Annotated in this window: 27 protein-coding genes and 1 pseudogene; 9 read left to right on the plus strand and 19 right to left on the minus strand. The window is 57.8% G+C overall.

Features of this window, described 5'->3' with window-relative positions:
• The 10 genes from BCL93_RS16310 to BCL93_RS17395 all read right to left on the minus strand — a co-directional run.
• Positions 1-1758: copper resistance system multicopper oxidase (locus BCL93_RS16310; RefSeq protein ID WP_112056392.1), on the minus strand; the 1758-nt coding region annotated here is incomplete at its 3' end.
• Positions 1759-1814: 56 nt separating this feature from the next.
• Positions 1815-3173, minus strand: a complete 1359-nt coding sequence (locus tag BCL93_RS16315) for an ATP-binding protein (protein WP_112056394.1) — start codon at positions 3171-3173, stop codon at positions 1815-1817.
• Positions 3154-3819: a response regulator transcription factor gene (locus BCL93_RS16320; protein WP_112056395.1), complete on the minus strand. Its 666-nt coding sequence runs from the start codon at positions 3817-3819 to the stop codon at positions 3154-3156. Before BCL93_RS16320 ends, BCL93_RS16315 begins: the two co-directional genes overlap by 20 nt.
• A gap of 4 nt (positions 3820-3823) precedes the next feature.
• Positions 3824-4294 (minus strand): cupredoxin domain-containing protein, encoded by a 471-nt coding sequence (locus BCL93_RS16325; RefSeq protein ID WP_112056397.1) that lies wholly within the window; start codon positions 4292-4294, stop codon positions 3824-3826.
• Positions 4295-4544: 250 nt separating this feature from the next.
• On the minus strand, positions 4545-4985 hold the full coding sequence (locus BCL93_RS16330; protein WP_258396691.1) for a DUF411 domain-containing protein: 441 nt from the start codon (positions 4983-4985) through the stop codon (positions 4545-4547).
• Positions 4986-5089: 104 nt separating this feature from the next.
• Positions 5090-5875 carry a c-type cytochrome gene (locus BCL93_RS16335; protein ID WP_112056399.1) on the minus strand — a complete coding sequence of 262 codons (786 nt, stop codon included), beginning with the start codon at positions 5873-5875 and terminating at the stop codon, positions 5090-5092.
• A 337-nt stretch (positions 5876-6212) separates the two neighbouring features.
• The gene (locus BCL93_RS16340) at positions 6213-6539 is read right to left on the minus strand and encodes a hypothetical protein (RefSeq protein ID WP_276605467.1); all 327 of its coding nucleotides are present in this window, start codon (positions 6537-6539) and stop codon (positions 6213-6215) included.
• A gap of 573 nt (positions 6540-7112) precedes the next feature.
• Complete coding sequence (locus tag BCL93_RS16345) at positions 7113-7526, minus strand: hypothetical protein (RefSeq protein ID WP_112056401.1); 414 nt, start codon at positions 7524-7526, stop codon at positions 7113-7115.
• A gap of 106 nt (positions 7527-7632) precedes the next feature.
• The gene (locus BCL93_RS16350; RefSeq protein ID WP_112056403.1) at positions 7633-7866 is read right to left on the minus strand and encodes a hypothetical protein; all 234 of its coding nucleotides are present in this window, start codon (positions 7864-7866) and stop codon (positions 7633-7635) included.
• Between the two features lie 9 nt (positions 7867-7875).
• Positions 7876-8091: a multicopper oxidase domain-containing protein gene (locus BCL93_RS17395; RefSeq protein WP_258396695.1), complete on the minus strand. Its 216-nt coding sequence runs from the start codon at positions 8089-8091 to the stop codon at positions 7876-7878.
• A gap of 255 nt (positions 8092-8346) precedes the next feature.
• Here BCL93_RS17395 and BCL93_RS16360 point away from each other — a divergent pair, with 255 nt between their 5' ends.
• The 4 genes from BCL93_RS16360 to BCL93_RS16365 all read left to right on the plus strand — a co-directional run bounded on the left by BCL93_RS16360 (position 8347) and on the right by BCL93_RS16365 (position 10001).
• Positions 8347-8862: a Spy/CpxP family protein refolding chaperone gene (locus BCL93_RS16360; RefSeq protein WP_112056405.1), complete on the plus strand. Its 516-nt coding sequence runs from the start codon at positions 8347-8349 to the stop codon at positions 8860-8862.
• Between the two features lie 263 nt (positions 8863-9125).
• Entirely contained in the window at positions 9126-9350 is a 225-nt protein-coding gene (locus BCL93_RS17305; protein ID WP_168709138.1) for a hypothetical protein, read from the plus strand.
• Positions 9351-9417: 67 nt separating this feature from the next.
• Positions 9418-9564: a hypothetical protein gene (locus tag BCL93_RS17575; protein WP_168709075.1), complete on the plus strand. Its 147-nt coding sequence runs from the start codon at positions 9418-9420 to the stop codon at positions 9562-9564.
• Positions 9561-10001 carry a DUF411 domain-containing protein gene (locus BCL93_RS16365; RefSeq protein ID WP_112056407.1) on the plus strand — a complete coding sequence of 147 codons (441 nt, stop codon included), beginning with the start codon at positions 9561-9563 and terminating at the stop codon, positions 9999-10001. The genes BCL93_RS17575 and BCL93_RS16365 overlap by 4 nt, the downstream gene beginning before the upstream one ends.
• Positions 10002-10218: 217 nt before the next feature.
• Here BCL93_RS16365 and radC read toward each other — a convergent pair whose 3' ends face one another.
• The 6 genes from radC to BCL93_RS16400 all read right to left on the minus strand — a co-directional run bounded on the left by radC (position 10219) and on the right by BCL93_RS16400 (position 16518).
• A complete protein-coding gene (gene radC, locus BCL93_RS16370; RefSeq protein WP_112056409.1) occupies positions 10219-10716 on the minus strand; it encodes a RadC family protein in 498 nt (165 codons plus the stop codon).
• 11 nt (positions 10717-10727) lie between these two features.
• Positions 10728-11339, minus strand: a complete 612-nt coding sequence (locus BCL93_RS16375) for a lambda exonuclease family protein (RefSeq protein WP_112056411.1) — start codon at positions 11337-11339, stop codon at positions 10728-10730.
• A gap of 60 nt (positions 11340-11399) precedes the next feature.
• A complete protein-coding gene (locus BCL93_RS16380; protein ID WP_112056413.1) occupies positions 11400-12137 on the minus strand; it encodes an ERF family protein in 738 nt (245 codons plus the stop codon).
• 11 nt (positions 12138-12148) lie between these two features.
• Complete coding sequence (locus BCL93_RS17310; protein WP_168709137.1) at positions 12149-12322, minus strand: hypothetical protein; 174 nt, start codon at positions 12320-12322, stop codon at positions 12149-12151.
• A 108-nt stretch (positions 12323-12430) separates the two neighbouring features.
• Positions 12431-13399, minus strand: a complete 969-nt coding sequence (locus BCL93_RS16390) for a DUF932 domain-containing protein (RefSeq protein ID WP_112056417.1) — start codon at positions 13397-13399, stop codon at positions 12431-12433.
• Positions 13400-14880: 1481 nt separating this feature from the next.
• Positions 14881-16518 (minus strand): hypothetical protein, encoded by a 1638-nt coding sequence (locus tag BCL93_RS16400; protein ID WP_112056421.1) that lies wholly within the window; start codon positions 16516-16518, stop codon positions 14881-14883.
• A gap of 616 nt (positions 16519-17134) precedes the next feature.
• Between BCL93_RS16400 and BCL93_RS17315 the strand changes: the two genes are divergently transcribed.
• The 4 genes from BCL93_RS17315 to BCL93_RS16410 all read left to right on the plus strand — a co-directional run bounded on the left by BCL93_RS17315 (position 17135) and on the right by BCL93_RS16410 (position 19067).
• Positions 17135-17236, plus strand: a complete 102-nt coding sequence (locus BCL93_RS17315) for a helix-turn-helix domain-containing protein (RefSeq protein ID WP_181463124.1) — start codon at positions 17135-17137, stop codon at positions 17234-17236.
• Between the two features lie 196 nt (positions 17237-17432).
• Positions 17433-17597: a hypothetical protein gene (locus tag BCL93_RS17320; protein ID WP_168709076.1), complete on the plus strand. Its 165-nt coding sequence runs from the start codon at positions 17433-17435 to the stop codon at positions 17595-17597.
• A 416-nt stretch (positions 17598-18013) separates the two neighbouring features.
• On the plus strand, positions 18014-18475 hold the full coding sequence (locus tag BCL93_RS17735) for a Mu transposase domain-containing protein (protein WP_425339127.1): 462 nt from the start codon (positions 18014-18016) through the stop codon (positions 18473-18475).
• A gap of 358 nt (positions 18476-18833) precedes the next feature.
• Positions 18834-19067, plus strand: coding sequence for a helix-turn-helix transcriptional regulator (locus tag BCL93_RS16410; protein ID WP_112056424.1), 234 nt, complete (start codon positions 18834-18836; stop codon positions 19065-19067).
• Here the strand turns inward: BCL93_RS16410 and BCL93_RS16415 are convergent.
• The gene (locus BCL93_RS16415) at positions 19064-19864 is read right to left on the minus strand and encodes a hypothetical protein (RefSeq protein WP_112056426.1); all 801 of its coding nucleotides are present in this window, start codon (positions 19862-19864) and stop codon (positions 19064-19066) included. The two genes, BCL93_RS16410 and BCL93_RS16415, sit on opposite strands and share 4 nt — an antisense overlap.
• Before the next feature lie 356 nt (positions 19865-20220).
• Between BCL93_RS16415 and BCL93_RS16420 the strand changes: the two genes are divergently transcribed.
• Positions 20221-21447, plus strand: a complete 1227-nt coding sequence (locus tag BCL93_RS16420) for an inovirus-type Gp2 protein (protein ID WP_181463125.1) — start codon at positions 20221-20223, stop codon at positions 21445-21447.
• Between the two features lie 571 nt (positions 21448-22018).
• On the opposite strand, the pseudogene BCL93_RS16425 reads toward BCL93_RS16420, so the two are convergent.
• Positions 22019-23321: pseudogene (locus tag BCL93_RS16425) on the minus strand (ISL3 family transposase).
• Positions 23322-23350: 29 nt separating this feature from the next.
• A complete protein-coding gene (locus BCL93_RS16430; RefSeq protein WP_112056430.1) occupies positions 23351-24724 on the minus strand; it encodes an MFS transporter in 1374 nt (457 codons plus the stop codon).
• Positions 24725-24726 lie beyond the last annotated feature (2 nt).

Consider the following 24726-nt stretch of genomic DNA (forward strand, 5'->3'; position numbering starts at 1 on the left):
GCCGGCATCCATGTGATAGAGCAGGTGACAGTGGAAGGCCCAGCTGCCCTCGGCATCGGCGGTGATCAGGGCAGATACCCGTTCGCCGGGCTTGACGTTCAGGGTGTGCTTGCGGGGAATCAGCTCGCTGGCGCCGTTCTCCAGCTCCATCCACATGCCGTGCAGGTGAATGGGGTGTTCCATCATGGTGTCGTTAACCAGGATCAGGCGCAGCCGCTCATCCTTCTCGAAGTGGATGGGGCCGGTCACTTCGCTGAACTTCTTGCCGTCGAAGGACCACATGTAGCGTTCCATGTTGCCGGTCAGGTGCAGCTCCAGTTCACGACCGGGAGGACGCCGGTCCGGCCAGGGTGTGAAGGCCTTGAGGTCGCGATAGACCAGCACGCGGCGTTCGCTCGGGTCGATGCCGACACCGGCCTGATCATAGCGAGAGCCGGGTTGTGCGGCGCCCACGGGGAGTATCGCACCGGCCTCGTGGGAAGCCATGTCCTGCATGCCGGACGGGCCCGAGTTCTGCATGTTGGAATGGTCCATGCCCTGCATGCCGGACGGGCCCGAGCTCTGCATATTGGAATGATCCATGCCCTTCATGCCGGCCATGTCCATGTCGCCATGAGCGCCCATGGCCTCCATGCCACGGTCGGCGATCTGGCGCCGCGCCGGGACGGCGGCGGTCATGCCCAGGCGCGGCGCCAGGGTGCCCAGCGCGAAGCCGCTGCGGTCCATGGATTCGGCGAATAACGAATAGGCGCTGTCATCCTTTGGCGTGACCAGGACATCATAGGTTTCCGCCACGCCGATGCGGAACTCGTCGACCGGGACGGGCTGTACCGGTTGGCCATCGGCGGCCACCACCGTCATCTTTAGGCCTGGGATGCGCATGTCGAAGTAGCTCATCGCCGAACCGTTGATGATGCGCAGTCGCAGCGTCTCGCCGGGCCTGAACAGGGCGGTCCAGTTATCGCTCGGGGCGTGGCCGTTGAGCAGGTAGGTATAGGTGCTACCGGTAACGTCGGCGATATCCCGTGAGCTCATGCGCATCTGGGCCCACATGGCGCGTTGGGTCGCGGTATCGGCTAAGCCATGCTGCTCCACGTCGGCGAAGAAGTCGGCGACGGTGCGCTCCTGGAAGTTGTAGTAGCCCTCGCCGAGCTTCAGGTTGCGAAAGAGACTGGCCGGATCCTCGAAGGTCCAGTCGGTCAGCAGTAGCACATGCTCGCGGTCATACCGAAAGGGCTCACGCTCGGCGGCATCGATGACCAGGGGGCCGGCATGACCGAGCTGTTCCTGCAGCCCCGAGTGGCTGTGATACCAGTAGGTGCCGTTCTGGCGAACCGGGAAACGGTAGGTGAAGGTCTCGCCGGGTGCGATGCCGGCGAAGCTTACGCCGGGTACGCCGTCCATGCCGGGAGGCAGGATCATCCCGTGCCAATGAATGGAGGTCGGTTCCTCGAGCAGATTGGTGACTCGAAGCACGGCATCCTGGCCTTCCTTGAGGCGGATCAGCGGGCCGGGGCTGGTGCCGTTAATGCTGATCGGGCTGGCGGTCTTGCCGGCGATGGGCAAGGTGTCACGGCGTATCGCCAGAGCCAGGTCGGGCCCGGTTTCGACGCCCTGAGGATAACCAGCGGCCTGGCCCCAGGGATTGGCCCAGGCTGGGCGCAGGCTCAGGGCGGCGGTACCGAGACCCAGGGCGGCACCACTCTTGAGCAGCTGGCGGCGTGATAGGGGAAGCCTGGATTGCTTCGCGGCGACCATGGACGATTCCTTTGCGATGAGGTGAGAGGAATCGATCATGCCGGGGTAAACTGAATCTAGCCTGAGTCGCTGGAGGAATTTACGCGTGCTGTGGCGGTTGGCAGCACGATGGTGACGGCCAGGCCCCCCGCGACCGCCGCGGCGAAGGTCACGCGCCCCTCATACTGCTCGACCAGCTGCCGAAGGATCGAGAGCCCCAGGCCATGACCCGGGCGCCCTTCGTCGAGGCGGAGCCCGCGTCGGCCCAGTTGGGCGAGATCCGCCCTTGCCACGCCGGGACCGTCATCCTCGATGACCAGCGTCAGCGTCGTCGTCACGCTCAGGCGACAGTGAACGTCGCGCTGCGCCCATTTCCCGGCATTGTCGAGGACGATCCCCAGCATCTCGGTGAAGTCCTGGCGCTCGACGCTGACCGTGGCCCGACCATCCTGCAGTCCATCAAGGTGAAAGCGCTTGTCGGGGTGCAGGGTGGCGAACATCTCGATCAGTTGCTCGGCCTCCTTCCGGACGCGGGTGAGCTGGCCGGCATAGGGGCCGGCGATGCGTGAACGACGCAGCTCCGCGTCAAGCTGAGCCTGCATGTCCTCCAGGCGGGTCAATAGCTTCAGGCGGCGATCGCCATCGATGGGGCGAGAGCCTCTTAGCACCTGCGTGACGGCCGCCAGGGGCGTCTTTAGTGCATGAGAGAGGTTGGCGACGGCGTCCCGCGAGCGCTTGAGTCGCTTGTCCTGCTCGTCCATGAAGCGGTTGAGCTGACCGACCAGGCCATCGAGTTCTGATGGCGTGTCCAACTGCAGGCGCTCGCGATACCCCGCACGCAGTTCATCGAGTTGCCGCTGAAGCCGAACCAGGGGTGACAGTCCTGCATTCACGGCGACCAGGTTGAGCGTAATCAGCAGGAGCAGTACCAGGCCCGCGATGCCACCGACCCACCAGTGCAGGGTGGCCAGGCCGGCTTCCACCTCGGCGAAGTCCTCGCCGATCAACAAGGTGCCGGCGGCGCCGTCTTCCAGGGTAAAGACCTCTCGATAGAGCAGCAGGTGGCGGCCCTGCCACTGCACCTCGAGCAGGGTATCGTCTTCGCCCTCCAGGTAGGGGGAAAGGTTGGTCAGCCAGCCGGGGTGGGAGGTGCTGACCGTGCCATCCAGCCGCAGCACATAGAGATGATGAAACATCTGCGAGGTCAGGCTGGCGGAGTCCAGCCAGGGTTTCACCTGGGATTGTTCCTGACGCAACCGTTGCAGCGTGTAGTGCGCTTCCTGGCGCAGGCGATCGCCGAGGAAGTCGCGAGCTAGGTCGCGCAGCAGGATGCCATGCAGCAGCCAGGTGATGGCGACGGCGATCAGGGCCACGCCACCCAGCCATAGGGATAGGCGAAAGCGCAGGCTACGACGATCAACGCGAAGCAAAGACATAGCCCTGGCCGCGACGCGTCTGGATGATGTGATTGCCAAGCCGGCGGCGCAGCCGGCCGATATAGACCTCGACCAGGTTCGGGGCGGGGGCATCCTGATCCAGGGTGTAGAGCTGGTCGAGCAGCCGCACCTTGGAGTGCACGTGATCCGGGTGATGCATCAGGTAGCGCAGTAGCCGAAATTCGGTGGCGGTCAGGGACTGCCAGGTCGCGCCATCGGTGCTGACTGCCTGGGTCTGCTCATCCAGTTGCACCCCATTGACGGTCAAGCACTGGGTCAGCCCCCCGGCCTGTCGCCTCAGTAGGGCATGCAATCGAGCCAGCAGCTCGGCCTCGTGAAAGGGCTTGGTCATGTAATCGTCGGCTCCTCGCCGCAACCCCACGACCTTGTCTTCCCAGGTGTCTCGTGCGGTCAGTGCCAGGATGGGCAAACGATGGCCCTGCTCCCGCCAGCGTTGCAGCAGCTCCAGGCCAGAACCGTCGGGAAGGCCGATATCGAGGATGGCGAGGGAATAGGCTTCCGTGGCCATCAACGCGTCGGCCACACGCATGCGTGTGGCCGTATCGACGCTGTAGCCCTCGTCCTGCAAGGTCTCCGCCAGGCTCTCGGCCAGTAGGTCATCGTCCTCGACTAGCAACAGCTTCATGCGTTCATCCCTGGAAGTGGATCTCTCCGTTCATGCCTGACTCGTAGTGGCCGGGAATGTTGCAGGCGAATTCTAGCGTATCGGTGTCCTGCGGGGCGGTCCATACCAGGGTCGCGGTCTCACCCGGGGCGATGGTCACGGAGGGCATGCCGCCGCCGTGCCCGCCGTCACCATGTCCACCGGACATGTTGTGGCCGCCGCTCGATGCCATCTCGCGCATCATTTCGCGGTGTTGCTCCTGAGCGGCGGCGTTGCCGATCACGAACTCGTGCTTGAGGTTGCCGGTGTTGGTGATCTCGAACTTTACCGTCTTGCCTGGCTCGATATCGAGCTTGCCAGGGGTGAACCACATGTCACCGGCCTCGAAGCTGATGGTGCGGTCCACCTGAGCGTGATTCTCACTGCCATGTTCGCCGCTGGCCAGGACCGCGGTAGAGGCGAGGCCCAGGGTCATTGCTAGGATTGTCTTGCGCATATGGATAGCTCCATTGGGTCAATCGGCAGGTCCGTTTATAAGTCATCAAGCTGAATTTGGGCTGAATGCCGAAAGGGGCTTAGCAAGGAAACAGTGAGCATCCGACCTCATCTTCCAAGCGGCGAGGCACCTTCTCATCACAGGGTCGTCAGGGACTAGAGCGAGGTCACTCCGGTCCCTGGACGGAGGATGCCGGACGCCCGCCGGCTGTCTCTCGATAGGAGTCCGGCGGGGCATCAGGCGGGTCTCGCTAAAGCGTCATGAAGGGTGCGTCCTGGTGATCTTGGAACTGGTAGACCTCATAAGGCTCCGTCTGTGGCCCCGGCATGCCTGGCGTGCCACTCGGCATGCCGGCCAGTCCGATGCCATTGGCATCGGGCTGTTGTTCGAAGAGCGCTTCTACTGCTGCCAGGGGGACATGCCCCTCGATCACATAGTCGCCCATGATGATGGTGTGGCAGGCACCCATTCCGAAGGGGACGCCCGCCGCCTTCTTGACCGCGCTTAAGTCCTTGTCATCGACGATGGTGACGTCGATACCCGTTCGTTCCAGGTGGCGGGCATAACCATCGCAGCAGCCGCACTGGGGATTCTTGTAGAGAGTGGCCTCGTCCGGCAGGGCGGCATGGGCGGTGGTGGCGCCCAGCAGCAGGCCGGTCGCCAGCAGTAGGTGAGGCATGGTGAGTTTCATGAGCGATCTCCCTTGTCGGAGGTAAACAGATATTTGATGAGGGTGGCAATGCCGAAACCTAGGCACAGTCGACCTGGCAGGCGGGGAGGAGGAACCAGAGGGCCTCAATGCGTGTGGCCGTCCGCATAGTGGTCGTTAGTGGATTGTGGCGAGGACGAGGCATCCTGGCGCGAGTCGGCCAGCTGGAGTTTTGCTGCGGGTTCTGCGTCTGCCGAGGCGGAGCCTGAGGAAGCCGACTTGTGCTCGCTCATGGCGGTCATGTCACCATGCTCATGGTCGTGGCCGTCATCTGCCGGCTCGTGAGAGTCGTTTGCTGAGCGAGCCATAGCGCTGGTGTCACCATGGTCGTGGTCGTGGCCATCATGCTTCGCTTGATCGGCCATTGGGCTGTCAGGACGGACCAGGTCCTGGTAATCCTGCGGCGAGAGTTCGGGCAACCGCTGCAGGAAGGCCACGATCTCCCATAACTCCTGGTCGTCGTGGGTCACGCCCCAGGCTGGCATGCCAGTCATCTTGATGCCGTTCTTGATGACCCAAAACTGCTGCGCAGGATCTTGATGAGTGGAATCCGAGAATGTCGGTGGCATGGGATTGAGACCGGCACGAAGTACCGTGCTCTCGAGGCTGGGCTTGAGGTGGCAGGCCGCACAGAGGCCATCATAGGCTTTGGCCCCGGCTTGAACCATGCTGTCACTGCTTAGGTCGGGAGCTTCTATCTCTTCGGCCCCGGCCTCTACCGAGGCGTGCATGGTAGAATGCAGGACTGACTTGACAAGCGGAAGGTGCTCGTCCGTTGCTGCGACGTTGTACATTCCGCTATGCATGACCGCCATTCCTCCGACGGCAAGGAGGAGTAGGGTAATGATTCCACCTAACGCAAGTTTGAACATCTTTAACATAGTCCTATATATGGGTATCGGGTCTGGAATGGTTGTCTCCCGGCTTTTTGAGCGCCCGGGCCGATCTCCTACCAGCCTTTCATTGCATCTACAGGTGGCTGGAGGTGAAACGCTTGTTGCAAAGTAGGCTTTTTCGGCGACGTTGCTTACCGTCTCATCCTACAGGCCCCGCAGGTCGACCGCCGTATCCATTCGTCAGTGTTTGTCAACGGTCATGGGAGGCTTGCCTACTCTCATGGTTTAATCTTCGGTTCGTGTAAACGCAGGGCATTGCCCACCACGGAGAACGAGCTGAATGACATTGTCACGGAGGCAATGGTCGGAGACATCAGCAGGCCGACGGCGGGGTAGAGCACCTCGGCGGCGATGGGTACGCCCAGGCTGTTGTAGCCGAAGGCAAGATCTGATTCTGCTTGATATTGCGCATGGAGGCGCGTCTAAGGCGGCGAGCGAGAACGATGCCCTTCAGGTCGCCCTTGACCAGGGTGACGCCGGCGCTCGCCATGGCCACGTCGGTGCCGGTGCCCATGGCGACGAAGCGCCCCTCGGCCTGCAGTGCCTTGACCTGCTCCGGCAGCACCCCGGCGATGATCTCGTCGATTCCCAGCTCCTTCGCTACGGCCTGGGCCGTGGTCTGGCTGTCACCGGTTAGCATGACGATGCGGATGCCTTCCTCATCAGGGCGTGGATAGCTTCGGCTGTAGTGTTCTTGATCGGGTCGGCGCCAGTGTCGAGGCTTCTTCGTGACAATGGTTGTCTCGGCGTGACGTCATGTCAGTAACTCTATTGCTGACCGGCTTGCTATAGATCGTTTGCCTTATCGAGCAGGCGGCGACTTGGGGCCGAAGAAAGATTGTGATCAATAACTACTCTTCTGGCTTGAATGCCTTAGTGTTACCCCAAGGTCAAGCCGTGGCCGTTAAAGGTCATATTTTAGCAATAGAGGGTTTGATTTTGTGCGTGCACTTTCCCCGTGTTTCATGAAAGTGGTTAGTATGGGCGACTTTTCTGAATCTAGGCTGAATAGGCAAGTGAGGTCGCGGTGTGTCGAGCAGTGAGGGGGTGACCTTTCTCCCCAAGATCTGGTCTGGTGCTATTTTGGTAGCAGCCAAAGTGTGCTATCAGGGGTGGGGTGTGTCTCTTCAACGCAGCTAGCGTTGAAGAGACATCCGGCAATGACTAGGCCAGCAACGATCGGCCTAGTCGGTGACGAACTAATTGGCTAGTTTTATTCGAAGTCCAAGTGCAGGTTATAGCGCTTGGAAACTTCATCAGGGCTTCCCATCGCATTCCCTTCCACTTCCAGAATATAGGTTCCGGGCGCTACTCGTTTGGTAATCAGGAAGTGACCTCGTTGATCTGAGTCCTTGGAGACGAGGCGCCCTTCTTCGTCGTATAGACTTCCCTGGATATTGACGCTAGCACTAGAGTCGCTGGCCAGGTGCTCGCTACTGAGCTGTACGATGCTCTCATCGATTACTTGAATTCTATAGCGTTTGGGGTTGGAAGATATGATCTGGCTATCACTCTCTCCCTCGTTCAACATCAATAGCTCTGACGTCTGATTACCGGTGACGGCAAAGGTCGTCATTGAAAATAGACCTAGCATGGTAGCACCGAGAATAGTGGCATAACGTTTCATGATTGACCTCCTTGGCTGTTTGGCAAGAACTAGCATGGAGGGGAAAGCTGAAACGGCACTGAAAATACACAAAATTGATTTGATATGACCTAGCCGTCATTTTTATCTAGCCATACCATGCCATGCAGAGTGTCGAGTGAAGGCTGGAGTATAGGGCATCCTCGACCTTGTCGGGGGTAGCATATTTCAAGCGATCGAAGAGTATCGAGCCCTGTGAGTGCTCGGCCCTCGGCGATGGCCAGTTCGCCGGGGCATCGTAGCCATCGCTGGCCTGAGCGCCAGCGGCCACCAGCATGGCGAGGGTAGAACCGGTACCGATAACGACAGTCTTGGACTTCATGAACATCCCTTACGCGACTTTGACGACCCGGAACATGCCGGCATCCATGTGATAGAGCAGGTGACAGTGGAAGGCCCAGCTGCCCTCGGCATCGGCGGTGATCAGGGCAGATACCCGTTCGCCGGGCTTGAACCACATGTCACCGGTCTCGAAGCTGATGGTGCGGTCCACCTGGGCCGTGGCCTGACTACTCTGGTCACTACCACCTTTAGTGCCGCCGGCCACGCTGCGGTGGCCGACTAGCCGAGTGCGATCGCCAGTAATGTCTTGCGTATGTGGATACCTCCGTTGGCGTCAGTGGAAGGGTCCATTTCTTCGCATCAACCTGAAACGAAGCTGAAACCGTTGCCGCTCACTGTCTCACTGAACACCTTGACTTGGGGGGTGCACATAGGTTGTAAGTTCATAACGGTAGTTCATGCCCCTTGCCCAACCAAAGAAGTCGTCGTCACTGCGATCATCAAAAATAGGAGAAAGACCATGATCAACTATAAGCAAGTAATCGCCATTGCGCTGGCCTCTGGTCTGGGCATCGCCACCAGCGGTGCCGCTTCTGCTCACGGGATGCATCAAGGCACCCAGGGAGCTGGCGGCATGATGATGGGCGGCGGCCAAGCTGGCATGGGCCCCGGCATGATGATGGGCGGTGGCCAAGGTGGCATGATGCCCTGTCCCCTGATGGGCGGTATGGGAGCCATGGGCGGCGCGGCAGCAATGCTCGACGACGAGCAGCTGAGCACCCTGCGCGAAATGCGCAAGGCACATCGTTCCGCCTACTTTGAGCGGATGGGTGAGATGATGAACCTGCGCGAGGAGATGCTGCTGCTTATGCAGGCTGATCGTCCGGATTCAGAGGAGGTAAAGACACTCCATGGTCAGATGGCTGATCTGCACGGCGAGATGATGGCAGACGAGGTACGCATGCGTAACCAGATGCAGGACCTGCTGACAGACGAGCAGCGAGAGCGGATGCGGCGGGGCAACGCAGCGCAGTAACGCTCCCCTAACGCTCCCCAATTCCTCTGCGCACTCCGCCAGGCGTGGAGCGTTTCTTGATATCGCTCCGGGTTGTGCTGGATAGATATGGTTACTCGCCCGCCTAGCGCAGAATGGCCTCGCGATAACGAGGAAATCGCCATGACCGGTCAGGCCAGACAACCGCATCTCACCCTATGAGGAAGCTTGCTAGCGCTGTTGTTAGCTGTGCTGCTGTTGGTGTCCAGCCTGGCGGCCCAGACGGCCATGCCGACGGCTGCGACGTGGCCCAGGTCAAGGTGCTCAATAACGCCGATCCCGAGTGTGGCGTCTGTGCGGCCATTTCGACAGTAACCCTCGTCATTACCTACTATCAGAATACCCTGGCCGGCATCGGCATCGGCATCGGCATCGGCATCGGCATCGGCATCGGCATCGGCATCGGCATCGGCATCCAGGCCGCGGTCGAATTCATCGCCCCGTCCCCGCTCAAACCTCCAAGATCCTGACGCCCACCCTGGTCACACGATGTCCCCAGCATGTCGGCAGTAATATATTATCGTTAGGAGTCACAACATGATGTTGAGCAACGAATGCTTCGCCCTTATGGGCTTGATGGGCTGGCTGATGCCTTTGGCCTTCATGCTGTTTCTGGGCCTCGGCACCGCCGCCTATGCCAAATATGTGATCACGTTCCGTCATTCTCAGGAGAATCGCTCGTGAACCGCCTCGTCCCTTCGCTGTTCTTCTCTGCCGCCTTGTCACTTGGCACCGGCACCGCCCAAGCCGGCTTGCCGGGCCAGGCTATCCTTTATAAGAACCCCCAGTGTGGCTGCTGCGACGAGTATGCCCGCCAGCTTGAGGCGCTTGGCGTCAGGGTTGCCATCGTAGACGACGTACCAATCGGTCAGGTTAAGGAGCGAGCCGGACTTCCCTACGGACTGGGTTCCTGTCACACCATCGAGATGGGCGAGTATGTCATTGAGGGTCACGTGCCCTTCGAGGCAGTGGAGCGGCTCTTCGAGGAGCAACCCGACACAGACGGTATGGGCTTGGCGGGTATGCCCATCGGCACCCCGGGTATGCCAGGGCTCAAGCAGGAAGAGTGGGATATCTACCAGTTCCGTGACGGTGAGGCACAACCCTTCGTGACATTGTGACTGCTTGAGTCGATGCATCGACGGTCCGGATGCACGAGCACCCGGACCATATTCATCTTTCAAACGACTATTTGTTATGCGCTAGGCATGGCCGACGTTGCCAGCCAGTATGGGTCGAGTTTCACATCCAATGACGAAGCGCCAAAAAATGAAAGCGACCCCTTACAAGCCGGCGCCGCCCCTGAAGGCAGCGCCGGCGTTGTGTTTTCGTTGACGTTCAGAGGTATCCAAGCTCTGCAAAGGATGAGCATCCTTCTGTCCCAACCACGATGTGATCGATGATGCGGATTTCCACCAGGCCCAAGGCTTCTGTGAGCCGCTGCGTGATGCGTCGGTCTGCATCGCTGGGCTCGGGATCGCCAGAGGGGTGGTTGTGAACCAGGATCACCGCAGCAGCATTGCAGGCTAGGGCTTGCTTGACGACCTCACGGGGGTAGACGCTCGCCGAATCGATGGTGCCGCGGAAAAGCTCCTCGAAGCAGATCACCCGATGCTGGCAGTCGAGGAATAGGGCACTGAATACTTCATGCTCATACTCCTGCAACAGCACCTGCAGGTGCTCGAATGCCAGCCCGGGCTTGGTAATCTTGCGTCCCTTGGCCAGTCGTCGGCGAGCGAAGGCTTTGGCGATGCTCAAGAGCTCCGCTTCGGTCACAGTATCGGTTATGCGATAGGTGCCGGCGGTCTCGCCGGCACTCAGCTTGCAGTGGTTCATGATGTTGCTCCTCAGGCCGCCATGACCATGTCCATGCGGCGCTCCAGTTCCTCGTAGAACGCCTCGACCCGCTCGGCGATGGTGCGAATCATCACCTCGTCCCGGTAGGCCCGCTTCACGAACAGCGGCATGCCCGGCCAGTAGCTGACGAAGTCGATCCACTCCCGCTCGCTGACCCACAGGCCACCCTGGCACTGCGCGACATGCTCCTGGGGCAGCTCGTCTGCTAACAGCAGCTCGATCTGATACTTGGGCAGCTTGGTTTTTATCTCGACGAGGCCGTTGCCATCCACCAGGCAATCCGGCGAATAGCCGACTCCGTGGTTCAAGATGATGCCGACCTGCTCCAGGCGTGGCAGCCCAGCGGATTCGTGATAAAGATCGCGGGCCACCGGCTCCAGCTCGTGGCCGCGCAGTGTATGAGCATTGCCTTGGAAGGTATCGGAGGGCTCGCCAGTGATGCGCTCACCGATCAGCTGGTGCATGTAGCTCATCGCACCGGCACCGAAGCCTCCCGGCCCCTTGCCCTTGACCAGCAGAGTCTTCAGTTCGGACATGGTGATGATGCCCAGACGGGCGGCATGCCACTCGGGCGTGCCCTGTTCCAGTGTCAGGATCTGCATGACGTTCTCCTTCTCGATGACACGGCATAAGCCAGCGAGGGGAAGCCCCTCGCCAGCCGGTCAGTGATGTTGGTGGTTGGGTTGTGCCCGCTTCTGTAGGGAGGCACGCAGCTTGTCGAAGTCGCTACGTGGCACCTGCTCGGCGTCGCTGTACCTACCGACGAACCATTCCTGAGTCGTCGGGGGACAGGCGGCAATCAGCTGCCGGATCTGCCCGGCCTGGAAGGGGGTGACCAGCTTGACCGGGTCAGCGGTCTGACCGTTGTCGTCCTGGCCGCGGGTTGTGATGTTGAGCAGGGCACACAGCACGTAGCGCTTGCCGTAGCTAGTGGACGAGCCGAATGCCTGGACGGCGTTCTTGCTGCCGCTGGTATCGGCCGGCAGCAGCATGCTGGTCTCTTCCCGATGGCCGTCCTGATGCATGAGCACACCGGTGACCTGAATCCCGCGCTCCTGTGTCTGAATGCGAAAGCTCACCGCGAAGCCGTGTGTCTTCATGATCGGGCGCACGGTATCGACGATGTCTTCCAGAGTGGCGTAGTGGCCGTTGTTGGTTTTCCCGCGCTCGGCGATGCTGGGCAGTTCGGTCTGCATGGCCGCCATGGCAGCGCTATAGGCCATCAGCGCCTGGCGATCGAGCACGCGCTCCTGCATCTGCAGCAGGCGCTCCATCTTGTCGATATCGACCTCAGGGTTGAGGGCGGCCCGCTCGATCACCTGGATGATCGCCGTGCTGTCCGGGATGGCTTGCGTAACCGGTGCTTTGTTGACGGTTTTGGGATGAATAGGGGTTGCCATAATGGCCTCCGTTAGCGATAGCGTTGGATGACGTCAGGGAGTTGTTCGATAGGCACCGGCTCAAGGGACAGGGCCACGCGATAGACGCGGCCCTTGGCTAGCACGTGGGTCTCTGTTGCGTGTTCGCCGGCCTCCAGCAACTGACGCGTCAGCTGGGTCAGGACACGGCACATTTCGAACGTCATGGGCGGTTGCATTGGCATCTCCAGAAACAGTAACGCCCGGCCTTTGAAGGGGCCGGGCGCTATGCCGTGATGAGGGAAAGACTGAGTGGGGATGTCGCTACTGGGAAATCAGCCCACCAGCGCAAGCGCCGACTCCAGGGCCTTGTCCTTGAGATTGGCTCCCTGGCCAAACCAGGCGGAATCCATGCGGTAATCATTACCACGGGCGCGCTTCTCATGGTCCACGTACTCGGTGACCGCGTTTAGCAGCCCCCAGGCGGTGCTTTGCGCCGTGCACAGCCGCGAGCCGCGCCCCTCACCCTGGAAAAGCTTATGGACGCGATTGAGGGCACGGACGTTGGGCAATTTAGAGGGATCTTCCAGCGGTGCCTCGGTGTTGCAGATCACCGCCTGGAAGTAGGCTCTCGCTTCCTCCTGGCTGACCTTGCGCTCGGCCAGCGTTTTCAGGCGATACATGAAGTCGTCCCACTGTGAGACAGATATCCCCAACTGCTGCTTGACCAGCTGAGGACGGAACTCGGTGCTGTGAGACACTTTCACCCCTTGCGACATACCGTCCACGGCAATGGACAGGGTGTTGTTGCATACCACCCGCACCGAGGTCGGGGTGGCGACGGTGGCCAAAGACCCATCACAGGACGTCGCCAACAGCAGGTAGTCGTTGACCTGGTCCTGGCCCTTCAATGCCCCGCCCAGGCCACTCTTGGCCAACGCCCAGAACTTGCGACCGCCCTTGAGCACACCGGCAGTCTCGAGCTCATAACCCGCGTATTCCGTCAGATCCCGGTAGAACTCCAATACCTCTTCTGGCTGAACCACCTTGTAGCGCTGGGAGACCACTGATAGCGGGACCTTGGTGTCTGAGCGATAGAGCACCTTCTGCTCCGGAAAGGAATGGATGCTCCCCAGGTGGCCCGCGCCATCTGCAATGAAGCGCACTGGAGATTCATCGATGTGCCAATCCATGCCGGCTTGCTGCCGCCAGACTTCCAGCGGCTGGTGACGCGAAAGCTGCTGGCCCAGGCCATGCCAGGGGGTGTCACCGACGTAGGCCATGTGTTCGATTTGATGTGCCATGAGAAATCTCCTGAACGAAAAAAAGCCGGCTGAGTGCCGGCTGATGGGATAAGAGGATGAGTCGTGCCGGGTCAGGCCAACTCACGAAACGCGTGGCCACACCCCAGACAGAGCCAGGGGATGCCTTCTCCGGGAGGGAACAGGTTTACAACTAGGCGATCGCCAGCCGCAGCTCCAGCGATGCCACCTGATGCGCCGGCGACGACAGCGGCAGCGGCTCGGGTGAGCGGAAATTGTCTGGAAGAGAGCAGGTTTCCGGGAGAGTAGAGCGACCCATAGGCGCCCTGGAGCGTACCGGCCATTGCGCCGGCCGCGATCCCGAGTTTGCGGGCGCTCTCGAGGTTGATGACGCGCTGCGACTCGCAGCGTAAGCAGGGTGGGGGCATTTCATGTCTCCTGTGACGGCGGTAGAAGCCCGGAAGAGGTTTGGCTCACAGGAGTGATATAGATTTCAAAAAAAATGGAACAGAACCTTTACATGCAGCTCTGCTACTTTAGTTCTAGCGCCATTTCCGATGGGCCTGTCGGCAGCGTGCCAGAGTTCCTTCCAGACGTGCTTGTCAGGAGTGTGAGGCCGGGCAGCAGTCATCGCGGCTGACCCACACGATGATGAGGCGGGTGTTTTTGAGCACGACGTTACGACGTTAGGCACCAAGTTTTTCGAAAAAACAGCCTCAGGAGTGGGCAACAGACGAGATTTGCAGCAGCGAACGTCGTCTTGTCGTGGACGTTCTGTATATGTCCAGTGAAGGCACATCCGGATCTCAAGTTCTGGATCGTGGCAGATTGCCTATAGCACGATATCTCGATTGTCTAGGTCGCCCAGCAGCGAGGTCTCTATATCGACCTTATCCAGACCTGAATCCGCAAGGCCAAGCGCCAGGACTGGCTGCTGGCCGCGCCGCTTCTAACGGTCCGGACTGAAATCAGTAACCAATCGATTCTCCTGTCTTACTCTGAGGAGGTCGTCATCAGGAACCTTTGGTATGGGGCTCAATCGCCGTGGGTTGGCCAGGGATCGACGCTGTGCGGTGTTCAGCGAGCATTGCCTGGCGGATCTGGCTGATGGACAGGTGGGCTGGGCATCTGGCCCGCCCTCGGGAGTTTAGCTTGGGCACGTTCCACTGAACCGAGTCCTGGCGAGGGGGTAGGGTAGTCGTCGGAAACGCTGGGCGGTGATGACGCGCTACTTAGATGACGGCACATTGCCGATTGAAGGCGACCAAGTGGAGATTCTGATTCTCCACCTGGTCGCCGGGAAGATCCAACTGGCTGGTCGCCCGGCCACTGCGCATGAGCCCGCAGGCCTCCAACATCATGAGCCTGAGCCGGCCTACCAAGCTTCACGGCCACGAGCCCCATGCCTACCCTGAAAGGCATACAGGGTAGGCTTCCGACCTAGAAAGCCGGTCGGGTCCAAAATCCCCCTCCAAACTGGCAGGTAACCGCCTAAGTCTCGACACGCGATGAATGCAGATTGGTCAGAAATGCTGCATGGCGAGCCCTTTTGGACCGATCACCCAATGGCGTTTCGAGCCACGTTTACCGTTGCTACAGCAGGTAATCCCCTGGGCATCCAGCAGTGGGGCGGCACGCTTGAAGGCTGCGCCAAGGCCGCGCGCCTCACGTGGCCATTGGCTGTCCGACACACAGGTCGGCCGGAACTGGCCCAAGATGGCCAGCCAGACCCCCGCCGGATTTTCGACGGCTTCCGTGATGGCGTTAATCCTCAGGTATTCAACAACTGCCTTGGCAATCGGCTCCTCTTCAGTCATCTCGCAGAGCCGCTCATTGCGATATGCCTCGTATTGCGACCAAAAGGCCTCTGCACTGCCGGTCAGTGTGTCGGAGACAATCATTCCGATACGACAGAAATCGTGCCAGCCGTCCGGTACTCTCCGATCCAAGCTCACTTGGCCGATATTGGCATGTGCCTTTCCGAGCATGCCAAGCAGTGCATTGAAGACGCGACTCTGATCTTCGCCTGGTAAGCTCTCCTGCGTATGCCATTGGGAAGATGCCTTGCCCGTCTGATCTGTTGAGGGTGATGGCATTTCCAGACTCAAGGTGAGTTCTACTAATTCAGGTTGTGTGATGACCGGTTCTAGGCTGCTCAGCAAAAAAGCACGCCGCACAGCGAGACTCGATGTAATCTCATGGCAACCAATAGCTTTCCATTCCAGCCTGCTTTTGCAGAGCAACTCAAACATACGTCGCTGTACCGCCGAACTGAGCCCGTCTTCGACATTGTCCAGGTTGAGCACATGATGCCGCCAGGCTTTTTGATCTACGTCCTTGACCTTTGAGGGTGTATCACGAATCGCATTCTCCTTGATTACCGGATCTAGCGTGCGCTTGATGACGTCTTGTAGTTGTGCCATTCCAGATTTAAGCTCTCCTGTGAGTTCCAGAACCAGCTGCTGACGTTCTGGCATCATGCAAAGCACCATGAACGTATAGATCAGCAGGTCTCGATCTTTCGGAATCGGCACATACGACTCAATGATACGCACGCCTGAGGGGGCCATCGCACTGGGACCCTGGATATACACCGTGTGAAAGGGGCGACAATTGGCGGGATGCCAGTAAGGATAGGCGAGCTCTGGCTGAATCATGTTCTCCTGTTTCGGAGGGAGCATCATCACTTTTCCATTCAGTGCGATATATCGATTACCGTAATCGTCTAGCCAGGTTCGTCCATTACCGATTTCCGCAAAATCCGGGTAGTCCCCCCGAATGATCTCAAGCGCGTCCCGGACATTTTGGTCCGAAACGTCGCGGTTGTCATGGCTCGCTGCTATGTGCTTGATGATCGGTGCAATCATCTCCGCTTCCAACATCAGTACGGGACCGCCGAAGTTCGGTACAAGGAAATATACGCCGTTAGGATCAGCTACAAGGCGATAGGCTTGGTGAAGGATCTGCCGGATGAGGTTGGCCTTGCAGGGCTTGGGTGGCCGTCCCGCCCGGGAAAAGGGCAGTTGCTGGCTCGAGCTGTATCTACAGGTGCTTGCGGAGGAGATATCCTGATAGTTTATCTGGGAGTTAGTGGGTTGATTGGGAAGATATGTACCGTTCCCTGTTGCGGATTGGTTGAGGGGATATGGGTTATCGTACATTAAGCTGGTTCCTTAGTTTTCTCTTAGGGCATGATGTTTATGTTTTTTACTTGCCTTCGCATGTTATTTGTAGCGCTGTCTGTGCGCTCGGTTACTATCAGGGTGTAGCGTATTTGGTATATACATTTTCCTGTAAGTTGAGTTTTATTTTCCGCTTGAAGCTGTAGCCAGTGCGTCGGTTTTTGATTCGAGGCCTTCCATTAATCCAAGCTGGAAATGCTATGTTTTATCGTCCTAATTCCTCCAAAAGTTGTTGTATTTATATGTGTTAAGGGTGTCGGGGCGTATGAGAAGCCCGCCGTCCTGATCTTTCATCCACCCAGTGGATGGTGAATAGCGCCAGTGAGGACCGAAGGTCATTAGCCTGGAGCAGGGTTGGCTTCGTTAAGGGGTGTTTTTCCCACCTATATCGTCTTCTGCAAGCTCCTACATGTTGAATCTCCTTCATTACTGATGTTGCCAAATTTAGCAGGTTGAACATGGAGTGAATAATGATTTTTTTTAACTTTGGGTTTGTATGTCGTTAGATGATAAAAGATGCTTTTGGATGCTTCTGGACATACATGGTAACTATTTTTGTATGAGAAATTTTCAAGGAGCCCGTCCCGATCTGTGCTTGAAGACCCGTAGCTGGGGCGTCAGGCATATCGCCGATGAACTCGGTGTCAGCAAGAACACCGTCAAGCGCTACCTGCGCCAGGGTGGATGGGCGCCCTAGGCCAGCCTGCAGCGCACCCGTTCACTTGATGTTCTGGATCACTGTCTGCAGTACCGCCTCCTGCAGCTCATCGGCATTGCCGCCGTGGTGCTGCAAGTCCTGTAGCTCGAACACGGTCTTAACCGTCAGCCTGCGGACGCTGGAACGCGCCTGCGAATCCTATTGCCAGGCGCTGGCCGCCGAAGACAAGGCGACGGTGAGATTCGAGACTCCACCTCGCGAGCAGCTTCAGATCGATTTCGGCAGCCGCCAGATCACCATCGGCAACGAAGCGATCAAGATCTACCTGTTCGTCACTACCCTCGGATACCCCCGCCGACACTACGCCCACTCCTTCCGTCACGAGCGTCAGTTGGTGTGACCGCCGGCATGGAAGAGGGGCTCATTGGCTCCGTAGGGTGCCAGAGCAGGTACTGCTGGATAACGCCTGGGCACTGGTCGACCACCACAATGCCGCCAGCCTCTAGGCGGCCTTCAACGATTAGCGTTTGGTCTTTGCCCGCTACTGGGGCTTCCGGCCGGTGCCCAGCACTCAGTATCGCCCCGTACCAAGGGCAAGGACGAGCGCGGCGCTGGCTACGTGCAGCGCAACGCTATCGCGGCCGGACATTTCTAATCGGGGTCAACAGGGGGGCTGGAGGCCTACCTGATTTGGTGGATGCGTGAGATTGCCGACCAGCGGATGCAATACGCCACCGGTGAGCTGCCGGCGGTTCGCTTCGCAGCTGAAAGGGCCAGCCTGCAACCGCCGAACGACAATCCGCCCTTCGAGCAGACGTGGAACTCGGCAGTTGCTTCCAGCGCGATGCCACCGTTGAGGTCGCCACAAACCTCTACTGCGTGCCCTGCCGTCTGATAGGCGAGCCGGTTTTAGTCAGCGTGACCGACGGTGACATGCGGGTTCAACATGTCGGCCAGGAGTTAGCCCGCCACTCCGAGTTGAGCTGGCGCCCTGTGGTGCGGTTCCTGCCGTACCATCTGCAGTGCATTGTCAGCTATCGGCCGCCCAAGGTGGCTACTACGGGGGCTCTGGAGCCAAGCGGGAAAGTGGCTACCTTGGATCTATCATCCTCGACTGGCTGCTGCACCACAGTCACGTCATCACTTTTCGCGGCTGCAGTTACCGACTGTGGGACAAGCGTAAGGCTTGGCTCATCAAGCTCGTTGGCATCCACCATCCCGAGCAGGTCGCCAGAGGATAAGGGCCAGATTTCCCTGTCGGAGGTGACCAGGTTCTGATGTCGCTTGAAAGCAAAGTGGTCGGCCAGCTGCCCAAGGCTCGCCGACCACCGATTCTTGCTTGTATGCGCACCGCATTCGCATCTGTCTGACCAGGCAGATGCGCCTGTAGGCATAACACCAGCGGAGGGGACCAGGGTCAGTAATTTTTTGCATTAGGTAGTCATTAACACACGGCCCTCATTAAGTGATTGAAAAATATGGCATAAAAATGCTTGGAATCGCCCTGGATGGTGGGCTTCTAGATATATATCCAGTGTTTGAGCCCTGTTTTTGAATAGGTGGCAAGTCGGCTCGATTATCTAACTGGTTCCGATACAATTCGTATTGTCGGTTGATTGATATAGAGGACTTGAAGATGAGCAACGATAGAAAACTGAAGATCCTGAGAATGGCGCAGTTGGTAGAAAAGATAGGCATTAGTCGATCTTCAATTTATGCAAAAATTAATCCTCGGATGCCACAATATGACCCAACATTCCCTGTGCAGATTTCTCTTGGTGCTAGATCTAAAGGCTGGTCTGAGCCGGATGTCGACAGGTGGTTACTTGCAAACCAAGGGGAGTCCAAGAGTGATCCTGATATTACCTAGAGTTTTTTCAATTTCTTGAAGATATCGTTGACTTCTTTGTTCTTGTTCATCCAGTTGGTGATCATTCGTTGAATATCACTTTCATTCAGCTTTATTACTGACCGCTGATCGCTCTGCTCGTGGAATTGGAGTACTTTTTCATGCAGTTTGTATGCGGCAACTTTTACTGACGGCCATCCATTATCTGGGCAATCCTCATACAGGAGGTCTATGAGACGATATTTCAAGTGCCTTAGATTCTGGTTGGCCAATCTTCCATACTCTTGCTGAAGGAGCTTTTCCCAGCGTTTTTCTTCAGCTATGCATGCGTCTTCAAGTCTTGTCTCTAGAGATGCGAATTCAACCAGCGCTGCCCATGATTGATCGCGTAAGCCTTCTTGGGCTAGGAGGTCGGAACAAACTAACCAAATGAATGAAGTTGAGAAAAACATAGATATTTTATCATCGATTTTTTCACAAAGATCAAGCTCTAAGGTTTCTTGGTAGTCGCTAGCTGGCGTGCCAGAAAGTATTTTCCTTTTAGCTGAAGCGTATTCTTGGTGGAAGAGCACGTTTGCTAATTCTTCTTCATTTTTTTTCGATGGAGATGAGCCAATGCTTGGAGGTTTTTGCGATATATGAAAATAGGTTTCGCAAAGCGTTCTTTTCAGCTTCTCAATATAGTCTTCAAGCGGGATGGAGGAGATCTGGTGGTAATGGTCAGGGATGATGAGGTTTCTGTTTGTGAGGTGCTGATTGTATTCTCCTTCTTTCTTTTCTGATATGGATGTAGTGGCAGGTAAGGGATTATTGCTCATTGCGGATTTCCTTTGAATAATAATTCTAAAATTATGCCATAAACTTGCTATAAGTTCCAGGGCTTTAGGTTCGACGTTTGATTTGTTTTGATTTTTTAACGTTATTTTCTGAATAAGCGAAGGCTATTATCTTTTGTTTTAACCCTTGCTGCGCCTGCAATGTTGAAAGTGGGTGGTTAGTTTTACTTTTGCTTTATATGTTATACCGAAGGGTTGTGCTAGGGTGGGTTGTCATGTTGTAGCAGTGCTGGAGTCATATCAGTACATGGATTTTAAATAGTGAGCGTTGAGTAAAGAGTATGTGTCTTATATCCAGATTGATACTTTTAGCCGTGTAGTCGATGATGGAGTGCTGTATGGAATATGAGGAATCTCCGGGTGAGAATTCGCATCCTTTTGACGAAGACTGGAATATTGATTGGGACTGGGGGACGAATCATTCTCCTAGCGATAATGATGTGCCGTGGTGGGAGGGCGAGGAGCGACTGGCAAGAGGTGAGAACTTACAACAATGGGATATGAATGATGAGGAGTTATTCTTCGAGGAGGAGGTGTCTGATGACCAAGAAGAGCTGCTTTCAGAATCCGATAAAAAGTTTATTGCACACCTGCGTCGTGCAGAAGCGGTCATAAAAGGGATATTTGACTCTCGAGAAGATCACTTCGAGGTGGTGGAGAAAAAGAATGGGAAGCTGAAGCTCTTCCAATCCTTACATGGCAAAGAATTCCTGAAAGTCGGGAAAAAGGGCTGTGATGAGAGATGCGCACAGCTGCGCGTTGTCGATAAGAATCCTTACGTCGGTATTTATCACAAGGTCACAAGGAGGTGGGAGTATGAATTGAGGGCAATGGTGGAGTATGGCGTGTTAGCAGGAGGAGTCTCTAGGACCGTCAATGTCATGAATAAGATCATGGAGGAGATCAAGGATGAGGCCAGCAGGCCGATTATCCAGGACTTTTCACGGCGTGCTGATCGAGCGGCTAAAGACAGAAAGAAGGCGGCAACTGCAATTATCGATAGATGCTTTGCACAGCGGTCCCGTCTACTGGTGCTTAGAGTGGATTTGGGATATAGAAAAGGAAAGTTTATTGAATCGGAAGACTTTATGAAAGACATGAAGATGGTGAAGAAAGAATGGACGTTAATGAGTGATAGCCTTAAGTCAGGAAAAGTTGCTCCCAATGTGATGGCGGTCTTTGGCAAGCTGGAATACGGGGTCTTGGCTGGCTTTCATTACCATCTTGTTGTCATCATGAAGGGTTCCGGCAATCGACAGGATATTAACTATGCCAAGATGGTGGGGCAGTATTGGTACAGCGAAGTGACGGGCGGGGAAGGCAGATACTTTAACTGCAATCGAATCAAGCATCGCTACAAAAAACTGGGGATAGGGACGATCAACTACCATGAAAAAGACAAAATCGATGCTCTGAAGGGAGTCGTGATCGATTACATTGTCAAGAGCGATTACTATATGAGTGCCCTGTTACCCTCCAAGAAAACCTTTGTCCAGCTGTCGTGCACGAACAAGGAGCAGATGGTCAGGCGCGGACGGCCACGACGTTATCTCTCCAAGGTGTGAGAACCATCACACATCAATTTATGACATTGAACCGTTCAAGCTGATGTAGAGTCAGGCAGTTAAAAATTCCCACCTCGACTCCCCTCCCAGCGGTTCACCTCTAAGGCGATCATCTCAGTACCAGCAGCGCATCAGTCACACTGGGCGCAGAGCCGATGTGGCACTGAACTGCCTATTTCTGGCGACAATCGAAGACGCATTCCTCAGAAGCATCGGGCTGCTTTCCCTTTGGCGTTCCGGTTTTGTGGAGCCCATTGAGTCACCAGCGCTCTCCCCTGCACATTTATGCCCGGCAGATCATGGTGCTGCGCTTGTTGCTTGAATTCAGGAACGCCAATAAAGGTTGTCCGCTTTTCATCAACTGCACCAAGCGGTGCGGTACCCAAGGTTTTCTGGTGCTCCAAACGGTCTAGCTGCTCAACCTGCCTGAAATACTCCAGTTCTTTGCGGTATTCCTTTAGCTCAGCGGGGAGGCGGGGATGGCAACTTGCTGCTGGCGCGGCTGAACAGCATCAAAGAATTCTGGGTATCCGGATTAAGTGGTAGATGGAGCCTCCTGCTCCTTCGACCATTAACTCTCCCAGAAGGTTGATAGATCGACGCCGTAGTTCTTCTCGGGCTCGGGGAGACCCATGCTGTAGGTCATGGTGGCCTTGCCCAGGAAAGGGGATTCCTTTATCTGTGGCGCCTTCTTCTTGTGCTTGGTGGTGTAGAGCATCCGCGCCTGCATCACCTCGAATGAGTAGCCCCGGCCATCCCGGTTCTTGTCCTTGGCCAGCCGGTTGATCGACTCCGTGAAGGCGTTGGTGATCGGGATGTCGGTCTCGAAGTAGGTCAGCATCTCCTCACGCCATGAGCTGACGGCGCTGACAAGATCCTTCCAGACCTCCTTCTGCCCCTGCGGGATGTCGTCAATCCAGGCAGCTAGTGCCTGCTCAGCATCTCGCCGGGTGGCACAGTCCCAGATGTGGTAGAACTGTTCCTTGTGCTCTTAGGCTGACAGCAGCTGAGGGAAGGCCCCCCGTCCAGGTCTCCATGATGAGCCGTTCGCGGTCTGAGACATCGTGAGCCCGCTTCAGCAGGATCTTCCTATCACCCTTGAGCGTCCGTCGCTGGTTGGCCGTCAGCTCCTTCCTGAGCCCCTTGCGGACCTTCTCCAAGGCCTCGTTGGCCATACGCACCACATGGAACTTATCGACCACGATGCGGGCCTGTGGCAGCACCGCCTGGACGGCACGGAGGTAGGGCTTCCACATATCCATGCTGACGATCTCGACCTTGTCGCGCTCGGTCATGCTCATGAGCCGCTTCGTCACCGCGTCCTGCTGACGACCGGGCAACAGGTCCAACAGGGTGCGCTCTTCCAGGTTGGTCAGGATGCAGCGGTAGCGGCGGTTCAGGTAAAGCTCATCGATGCCCAGGCAGTGAGGTGTCTCAAAGCGGTGCCAGGCAGCCAGGAACTCAGCCTTCTTCTTGAAGATCTCGCGAACAGTCTTCTCGTCGAGGCCGGTGGTATCGGCTACATAGGCGTAGGGGTGGTTGAAGGCCTCCTTCTCGACGTGGCTGTAAAGCCTCCGCGTCATGCGGTGATCGTCTACCATTTCCGGTAGAGCTGGCCGGAACGTCCTTCCACACGCCCGGCAGGTGTAGCGGCGACGGACTACCCAGAGGGTGACCCGCTTTCCGTGGATGGGCAGGTCTCGGTAAGCCACATCGCGCTTGCCAAACCTGACGAACTCTCCCTCTACGCGGCACTCCTCGCAGGCCACAGGGACCGGAGCTTCAACCTGAAAGTGGAGGTCATGCTCTTCCATCTTTGTGCCCAGGATGCGGTATTCCGGTGAGTGAAGGACGTTGTCAGGCAGAATGCTCATGCAAACGTTCCTTGAGCCTCTTTGTCATGTCACGACGGCCATCTCGTGTGATGGCCGTCGATCACAAAGGTGTGCCGATGCCGGCCTCTCGAATGATGGTGGGGATGGCGATGCGGTTCCGGCCCCTCCCATCCCTCATGCTCATGTTGGTGGTGCTCGTCGTGATAGTGCAGATAGGTATGCGCCACCGGGTCGTGGTCATGCTCGAGGACCAGCGGATCCCGTGCCGGCCAGACACGGGTCGCGAGCGCCGTCGACAGCAGCGCAATCGCCCCCAGCAGGGCGAAGGTCTCGATCAGCCCCACCTCGGCCCCAACCCAGCCGGCCAGCGGATAGGCCACCAGCCAGCAGGCATGCGACAGCGAGAACTGGGCGGCGAACAGCGCCGGACGGTCCTCGGAGTGGCACGACTGCTTGAGCAGGCGCCCAGTGGGCGTCATGACCAGCGAGGCGCCGGCGCCCAGCAGGAACCACAGCCCCATCAGGCCGGCGAAGCCGGGCGCGAACAGGCCGAGGAACAAGCTCACCGTCATCAGCGCGGCGCCCGCGAGCATGATCGGGCGTTCGCGCACGCGATCCAGCACCTTCGGCAGCAGCAGGGCCACCAGCATCGAACCGCCCCCCACCGCCGCGAAGGCCATGGCCACCGCCTGCTCGCCCAGTCCCAGGGTAGAGCGGACGTAGACCACGGTATTGACGATCTGCATGGCGCCGGCGGCCGACACCACCATGTTCAGGCCCAGCAGCCCGCGCAGCCGAGGCGTCTTCAGGTAGATCCTCATGCCGTGAGAGACCTTACGCCACACGCTCGGTGCCTCGTCCTCCGCCGCCTGGGGCGACGGCAACACCACCGAGACCACCAGACCGGCCGAGACCAAGAAGGCCAGGCCGTTGAGCAGGAACAGCACATCGAAGCGCATCACCATCAGCAGCGCCGCGGCCGCCATGGGGCTGAGCAGGTTCTCGAGGTCATAGGCGAGCCGCGACAGCGATAATGCCCGGGTGTACTGTCCCTCGTCCTCGAGGAGATCCGGGAGCGTCGCCTGGAAGACCGGGGTGAAGCCAGCAGAGGCGGCATTGAGCAGGAAGATCAGCACATAGATCTGCCAGACCTCGGTGACGAAGGGCAGCGCGCAGACCACGGATGTCCGTAGCAGGTCCAGGCTGACCAGCAGAGTGCGGCGCGGCAGACGCGAGGCATAGGCCCCGACCAGCGGCGCGATGCCCACATAGGCCACCATCTTGATCGCCAGGGCCGTGCCTAACACGATCCCCGCTTTCCCGGCCGCCAGGTCATGGGCCAGCAGCGCCAGGGCGACAGTTGTCAGCCCGGTGCCGACGAGGGCGGTGACCTGGGCCATGAATAAATGGCGGTAACGACGGTGACTCAGCACTTGGAGCACGG

Source organism: Onishia taeanensis (assembly GCF_003268885.1).
GTDB classification, from domain to species: domain Bacteria; phylum Pseudomonadota; class Gammaproteobacteria; order Pseudomonadales; family Halomonadaceae; genus Onishia; species Onishia taeanensis_A.